Here is a 6,927-nt window from a genome sequence, read left to right as displayed (position 1 = left end):
TCCTCGAGGCTGATGATGTAGTCGGGCGTGACGGTCTTGCGGATCGGGACCGGCGGCGTCGGCTTCTCGGGCTCGGGCGCCGGGGGGGCGGCGACGCGCTCGAGCGAGGCGTGCACGGCGGCGATCAGGCTGCCGAGATCCCCGACCGGAACCGAGTTCTTCGACACGTAGGCCGATACGATATCGGCCGTGAGCATCACGAGTTCGCCCGGCTCCTGATCGTGAATATCCACGTCTGACATGATGAGGCTTCCGCTTCGAGAGTGAGGTGGACGACGGAGGCTGTGGAGCGGGCCGGCTCGGCTTCGCGCCGCCTCTCGGTCTTCTGTGGGCTTGGTCTTCTCGGGAATAAGGTCGTCTTCGGCCTCGTTCCTGTCGGGGTTCGTTCCTCGCCGGGGCCGTCACGTGCGTACGACGCGCGGGCGGTCGCCCGATCCCTCAGACTTCGTGGCAAGTCTCATGCGCGTTCGCAAGCTAGTAGCAGCAACGTGGCGATAAAATCAGGTAGTTCTTGTGGATTCCAGCGCGATACAACCAAACTCAATATACTCAAGGTTGTAATTTTTGATCTAACGTCGCCGATAATTGCATAAAAAGCTAGGGACGGTGGAGTGCCGGAGCGGGCCGGAGTAGCGCTGGTCTGTCGCCGGCGGGTTGCCGGCGACGGCCGCGCCACCCGGAAGGGGGACAGGAGGCGGCAGGGTCAGGCCGCCGGCGCGGGCTGCTCCCGGCCTTGCCGCCGCGCGAGTGAGTCGTGGCGCGCCTGGATCTCGACGAAGACCCGGCGGACCTTGGGGCTCAGGGCCTTCATCCGGGTCTCCAGGCGGCCGACCAGCCCCTCGACCTCGCCGCCCGAGAGCGCGTCGTCGATGTCGAGGCTGACATTGACCAGGACGTCCGCGGGCCCGAGATGCTGCGTCAGCACCTCGTTGACGTGATGCACGCCGGGCTCGGAGCGCACGATCTCGTGCAGGCCGGCGACCAGTTCCGGCTCCGCCGCCTCGCCGACGAGCAGGCCGTGGGTCTCGATCATCAGGAAGATCGCCATGCCGATCAGGATCAGGCCGATCGCGATCGAGGCGACGCCGTCGAAGGCGGGCTTCTCGAGCATCTCCGCCAGGATCACCCCGGAGAGCGCCACGACGAGGCCGGTCAGGGCCGCCACGTCCTCGACCAGCACCGTGAACAGGGCCGGGTCCTTGCTGCGGCGGATCGCGGTGACCGGCGGGAGCTTGCCCTTCTCGCCCCAGAACGCCTTGAGGGCGACGAAGCAGGAATAGCCCTCGGCGAGCACCGCGAAGCCGAGGATCGCGAGGTTGACGACGAAGCCCGGGATGGTGCGGCCGAGGATCACCGCGTCGGCGGCGGGCTCGGGGTGCTGCAGCTTGTGGATGCCCTCGTAGACCGCGAAGGCGCCGCCGCCGAGGAAGATCAGCAGGGCCACCAGGAAGGCGTAGAAGTAGACCTCGCGGCCGTAGCCGAACGGGAAGCGCGCATCCGCCGGCCTGGCCGCCCGCTTCAGGCCAACGAGCAGCAGGATCTGGTTGGCGGTGTCGACCACCGAGTGGACGCCCTCGGCCAGCATCGCGCTGCTGCCGGTGAAGAAGGCGCCGGTGAACTTCGCCACGGCGATCGCCAGGTTCGCGCCGGCGGCGGTGTAGATCGCGCCGCTGCTCTCGTGGGCCATAATGGTCTCCCGCTGCCCGGCGAGCGTGGCCGTGGCTGACCGAGGCTAACGCCGCGGGAGGCCGGATGGGTCCGGATTCCTGCGGCGATCTCGCGCGGCGATCAGGCGGCGGCGCGCAAGAGGAGTTCGGGCGCCGGGAGGCCGAAATGCCCGTGCAGGGCCGCGATGCTCGCGGCGAGCAGGTCGTCGAGCGGCGCCAGGGCGGCCGCGTCGGGGACCCGTCCCTCGACCCGCGCCGCGTGCTCGATGTCGCGCAGGCGGCCGGCGAGCGCGGCGGCGCCGACATTGAGGCTCATCGACTTGAGCCCGTGGGCCGCCCGCCCGGCGGCCTCGGCGTCGGCCGCCGCCCGCAGGGCCGCCAGGCCGTCGGGGGCGTGCGCGGTGAACAGCCCGAGCACCCGCTCGGCGAAGGCCGACCCGGCGCCTTCCGCCATCTCGGCGAGGCCGGCCAGGGTGTCGGGATCGAGGAGCGCGGCGGCCGGGGCCGCCGCGGGGATCGCTCCCGCCTCCGTCTCCGTATCCGCCCGTGCCGCGCCCGCCTCGCCGAGGGCCGCCGCGAGGGTGCGGGCGAGGTCGGCCAGGGTGAAGGGCTTGGCGAGCATCCCGTCCATCCCGGCCTCGCGCCACGCCTCGGCGGCGGTGCCGACGACGTGGGCGGTCGCCGCCGCGATGAAGGTGCGGGGACGCCCCTCGGCCGCCTCCCATTGCCGGATCGCCCGGGCGGCGTCGAAGCCGTCGAGGACCGGCATGCTGCCGTCCATCAGGATCAGGTCGAACGTGCCCTCGCGGACGGCGTCGAGCGCGCGCAGGCCGTCCTCCACGGTCGCGACGCGGGTCACGCCGAGGCGGCCGAGCGCCTCGACCGCGACCTCGCGGTTGACCGGGTTGTCGTCCGCCACCAGCACCCGGGCGGAGGGGAAGCGCGGCAGGGCCGCGACCGGGCCGGCCTCGGCCCCGACCCCCGCGAAGGTCCCGCCGCCGGCGAGCGCCGCCAGGGCCGGCCGCCACTCGCCCTGCGCCAGGGGCCAGCGCAGCAGGGCGTCGGCAAGGCCGGAGGAGAGGACCGCGGCCCCGCTCGGATCGCCCATCGGCGCGAGCGCCAGGACACGGCCGGCGCCGGCCGGACGGCGCCCGGCCCGGGCGAGGTCGCCGGCCTCGACGAGGTGATGCGCGCCCTCCCCCGCCTCGCCGGGCCGGAAGCCCGCAGCGAGGAGGCTTTCGACGAGGCCGGCGCGGGTCGCCGCGCCGGCGACCGCGATCTGCACCGCCGGGACGATCCCCGGCGCGCGCCGCACCGGCTCGGCCGCGGCCAGGATCCCGAGCGGGATCTCCAGCGGGATCTCGGCCCAGAAGGTCGAGCCGGCGCCGACCTCACTCTCGACCCCGATCCGCCCGCCCATGGCGGCGACGAGGCGCTCGGCGATCGACAGGCCGAGGCCGGTGCCGCCGAAGCGCCGGGTCGTCGAGCCGTCGGCCTGCGAGAAGGCGGAGAAGATCGTCGGCAGGGTCGCGGCCGGGATGCCGATGCCGGTGTCGGTCACGCTCAGGCGCAGGGTGCCGCCCCCGTCGCGGGGCTCGATCCGCACCAGGACGTGGCCCGATTCGGTGAACTTGAGGGCGTTGTTGACGAAGTTGCCGAGGATCTGGCCGAGCCGCACCGGGTCGCCGGCGATCGCGCGCGGCACGTCCGGCGCGACGATCGCCGCGAGGTCGAGCCCCTTGGCCCGGGCGCGCTCGCCGAACAGGGTGACGACGGTGTCGGCGACCTCGGCCGGATCGACGGGGATGCGCTCCAGGGTCAGCTTGCCGGCCTCGACCTTCGCGAAGTCGAGGATGTCGTTGATGATCGCGAGCAGGCTCTGCCCGGAGCGGGCGATCACCTCGGCGTAGCGGCGCTGGCGCGGCGGCAGCTCGGCGGCGGCGAGGAGCTCGGCCATCACCAGCATGCCGTTCATCGGCGTGCGGATCTCGTGGCTCATCGTCGCCAGGAACGACGACTTGGCGCTGTTGGCCGCCTCCGCGGCCTCCTTCGCCTCGCTGAGGTCGTGGGTGCGGTCGCTCACCTCCTGCTCCAGGCGGCCCTGGTGCTCGACGAGGCGGTGGTCGCGCTCGCGCACCGCGTCGAGGAGGCCGTTGAAGCTCGTCGCCAGCCGCCCGACCTCGTCGCCGGAGGCGGCGTCCCCGGGCGGCAGGGCGACGCGGCGGGCATAGTCGTGGTTCTCGCGCACCGCGTCCATCGTGCGGGCGAGCGCGGTCAGCGGCCGGGTCAGGGTGCGGCCGACGCGCAACGCCACCGCGAGGCCGATCGCCATGGCGAGGAGCGCCGCCGTCAGGGCGTTGAGCACCACCCGCCACAGGCGCTCGACGAGGTCGGCGGTGCCGGCGATCAGGGTCACCCGCCCGACGGTGCGGGCATTCTCCACCACCGGCACGCTGACCTTGACGGTGTGGGCGAGGACGAGGGCGAGCGGCGTGAGGCCGTCCTGGTCGAGGTCGAGGTCGTCGGCGAGCCGCAGGCCGGTGCCCTGCTCGGCGAGCGCCGAGCCGTCCGGGCGGGTCAGCCCGGCATAGACGATGCCGTCCAGGCGCGCGATGGCGCGCAGGGCCGCGTGGGCCCCGGCGGCATCGTCCGCGGCCGCCGCCCCGGCGGCGGCGGAGGCGAAGACCGCGGCGAGCCCCTTGAGTGTCCGGCGCGTGTCGGAGCCGTAGCGATCGACCTCGGACCAGGCCGCGAGGGCCGTGCCGGCCGCGATCGCGACGACCACCGCGCCGAGCACCGCGCGGCCGAGCCGGTCCGCGAGGCTGCCCGTCGCCCGCGACGGCCTGGGGGGCGCCGCGGCGGACGGGGACGGTGCGGACGGGGCCGGCTCCCGCGACCGGCCGCCGTCCCCGCGCCGCAGGCGGGGGCGGCGCGACGGGCGGTCGCTCCGGGCGGCAGGGGCGTCCTCGCCGCGCTCCGCCTCCGTCCCGGCGGGGGCGTCCGGCGCGCCGATCAGCCGGGCGCGCAGGTCGCGGTTCTGCCCCGGGGCGTCCGTCCCGTCCGTGGCGTCCCGCATCTCAGGCGGCCCGGTCCGCGGCCCGGTCGACCAGGGCGGCGACCGTGTCCCAGCGCGACAGGAAGGCCGCGACCACCGCGGGATCGAAATGTGCCCCGGCCTCCCGCTGCAGGAAGGCGTGGGCCGCCTCGAGCGTCCAGGCGCGCTTGTAGGGCCGGTTGCTGGTCAGGGCGTCGAACACGTCGGCGACCGCGACGATGCGGCCGGGGAGCGGGATCGCGGCGCCGGCGAGGCCGTGGGGATAGCCGGTCCCGTCCCAGCGCTCGTGGTGACTCACCGCGATCTCGGCCGCCAGCCGCACCACGTCGGAGGAGCTGTTGGCCAGGATGCGGGCACCGCGCTCGGCGTGGCGCTCCATCTCCCGGCGCTCCTCGGGGGTCAGCGGGCCGGGCTTGAGCAGGATCGCGTCGGGGATCGCGATCTTGCCGACGTCGTGCATCGTCGAGGCCAGGGTGATCAGCCGGCACTGCCCGGGCGGCAGCCCGAGCGCCTCGGCGATCAGCGCGGTGTAGTTCGCCACCCGGGCGACGTGGTCGCCGGTGTCGCTGTCGCGATGCTCGGCCGCGCGCATCAGCACCGTGACGATCTCGCGCTCGCGCGCCTCGACCAGGGCCACCGCGGCGGCGACCTCGGCTGCGAGCCGCGCACCCTGCGCCCGCTCGGCCCGGTATGCGCGGCTGAGCGCCATGAGGTTGGTGACGCGGGCCCGGATCTCGACCGGGTCGCAGGGCTTGTTGACGAAATCGGTGGCCCCCGCCTCCAGGGCGGAGCGGCGCAGGGCGCGCTGGTCGAAGCTCGTCACCATCACGATCGGCACGTGGGCGAAGCCCGGCAGCGCCCGCAGGGCCCGGATCACCGCGAGGCCGTCCATGCCCGGCATCTCGTAGTCGGTCAGCACGACGCCGATCTCGTCGGCGTGAGCCGCCGCGTAAGCCAGGGCCTCCTCCGGCCGCGTGAAGCTCCGGGGGCGGCAATCCGGGATCGGGCGCAGGGCCTCGAGCATCAGGAGGTTGTTGAGCTCCGCATCGTCGAGGACGATCGCACGCATGAGGTCTCCTCCGGCGGGTCATCGCCACGGCCCGCGATGGTGGCGGGGAAACCTTGACAACTCACTCTCCGGGTCCCGGCAATTCCGCCCGATCGGGCGAGGTTCCGGTGGTCGCCGGGCCCTCCGCGGCGTCTTTCGCTTTGAAACCGGACGCCGGCGGCGCTAGAGCACGTGCGAGGGCGCCTTGCTCCCGGAGCGGATGCCCGGCAACCCAGCACGGATCCCGGCGCGGCCTGAGCGACAGGCGCGCCTTCGCACGCAGGACAGACGAGACCAACACGATGGCCGGCTTCAAGGACCAGAACTTCAACGACCGGCGGAGCACGTCCGCGGACGCGAAGAAGGCCCTGCTGGAGAGATTCAAGGCCCGGCCCGCCGCCGACGACCCCGAGGTCCAGGCCCGGCTGGCGGAGCGCCAGAAGATCGCCGAGGCCCGCGCCGCCCGCACCGCGGAGCGCGAGGCCGCCAAGCAGGCCGAGACCGAGCGCGCCGCCGCCGAGGCGGCCGAGGCCAAGGCCCTCGCCGAGCGCGAGGCGGCCGAGGCGGCCGAGCGCGAGGCGGCCCTGGAGGTCGAGCGCAAGGCGGCCCGCGACGCCCGCTACGCCGCCCGCAAGGCGCGCCGCAAGTAGGATACGGTCCCCCGGACCGGTCTCTTCGGCCCCCGTCGGGACCCTGCGGCCCTCGTGCCGCGGGCTCTGGCGGGGGTTTCTGCGTGTCGGGCGCTCGCCCCGCCGGTCGCGGCCGGGCAGGCGGACCCGCACAGGCACGCGGGAGGCGGGCGGCCGCCCTCCTCCCGTCGGCGGGTCCTCGCCCGCCTCCCGCGACATCCGGTTGCCCAGCGTCGGGCGCGCCGGTGGAGCGCCGGCGCGGATGTCGGCCTCGCCGTCGCCCGGGGAGCCTGCGGCTTCCGCCGCGCGGGACGGCGTCACTCTCCCTTGCGCGGACGGCCGCGACGGGCCGGCGCCTTGTCGCCCTCGCTCCCGCCCTCGGCCGCGAGGCGGGCCGCGGCGGCGCGGTCGCGCCGGATCTGGCCGAGACCGAGATTCTTGGCGAGTTCGGAGCGCTGGGCGGCGTAGGTCGCGGCGACCATCGGGTAGTCGTGCGGCAGGCCCCACTTCTGGCGGTACTGGTCGGGG

Annotated in this window: 6 protein-coding genes; 1 reads left to right on the top strand and 5 read right to left on the bottom strand. The window is 74.5% G+C overall.

Annotation, left to right across the window (positions count from 1 at the left end):
* From A5481_RS24800 to A5481_RS24785, 4 genes are all read right to left on the bottom strand, one after another.
* A partial coding sequence (locus tag A5481_RS24800) for a MucR family transcriptional regulator (protein ID WP_197514237.1) occupies positions 1-242 on the bottom strand: 242 nt, incomplete at its 3' end.
* A 461-nt stretch (positions 243-703) separates the two neighbouring features.
* Entirely contained in the window at positions 704-1,687 is a 984-nt protein-coding gene (locus tag A5481_RS24795; RefSeq protein WP_048432946.1) for a cation diffusion facilitator family transporter, read from the bottom strand.
* Between the two features lie 101 nt (positions 1,688-1,788).
* Positions 1,789-4,743 carry a hybrid sensor histidine kinase/response regulator gene (locus tag A5481_RS24790; RefSeq protein ID WP_156311775.1) on the bottom strand — a complete coding sequence of 985 codons (2,955 nt, stop codon included), beginning with the start codon at positions 4,741-4,743 and terminating at the stop codon, positions 1,789-1,791.
* 1 nt (position 4,744) lies between these two features.
* Positions 4,745-5,791, bottom strand: coding sequence for an HD domain-containing phosphohydrolase (locus A5481_RS24785; protein WP_048432945.1), 1,047 nt, complete (start codon positions 5,789-5,791; stop codon positions 4,745-4,747).
* Positions 5,792-6,072: 281 nt separating this feature from the next.
* On the opposite strand from A5481_RS24785, the gene A5481_RS24780 reads away from it, so the two are divergent.
* Entirely contained in the window at positions 6,073-6,420 is a 348-nt protein-coding gene (locus A5481_RS24780; protein ID WP_048432944.1) for a DUF6481 family protein, read from the top strand.
* 296 nt (positions 6,421-6,716) lie between these two features.
* Here the strand turns inward: A5481_RS24780 and A5481_RS24775 are convergent.
* Positions 6,717-6,927, bottom strand: a 211-nt coding sequence (locus A5481_RS24775; RefSeq protein ID WP_197514236.1) for a MucR family transcriptional regulator, incomplete at its 5' end; no start/stop codon positions are given.

Source organism: Methylobacterium platani (assembly GCF_001653715.1).
In the GTDB taxonomy this organism is placed as follows: Bacteria; Pseudomonadota; Alphaproteobacteria; order Rhizobiales; family Beijerinckiaceae; genus Methylobacterium; species Methylobacterium platani.
The sequence above is the reverse complement of the archived record's forward strand: the minus strand, read 5'-3'. Positions and strand labels throughout refer to the sequence as shown.

Coding starts and splice junctions, on each gene's coding strand:
- A5481_RS24780 (WP_048432944.1), top strand. CDS start 6,073: ATGGCCGGCTTCAAGGACCAGAACTTCAACGACCGGCGGAGCACGTCC.
- A5481_RS24795 (WP_048432946.1), bottom strand. CDS start 1,687: ATGGCCCACGAGAGCAGCGGCGCGATCTACACCGCCGCCGGCGCGAAC.
- A5481_RS24785 (WP_048432945.1), bottom strand. CDS start 5,791: ATGCGTGCGATCGTCCTCGACGATGCGGAGCTCAACAACCTCCTGATG.
- A5481_RS24790 (WP_156311775.1), bottom strand. CDS start 4,743: ATGCGGGACGCCACGGACGGGACGGACGCCCCGGGGCAGAACCGCGAC.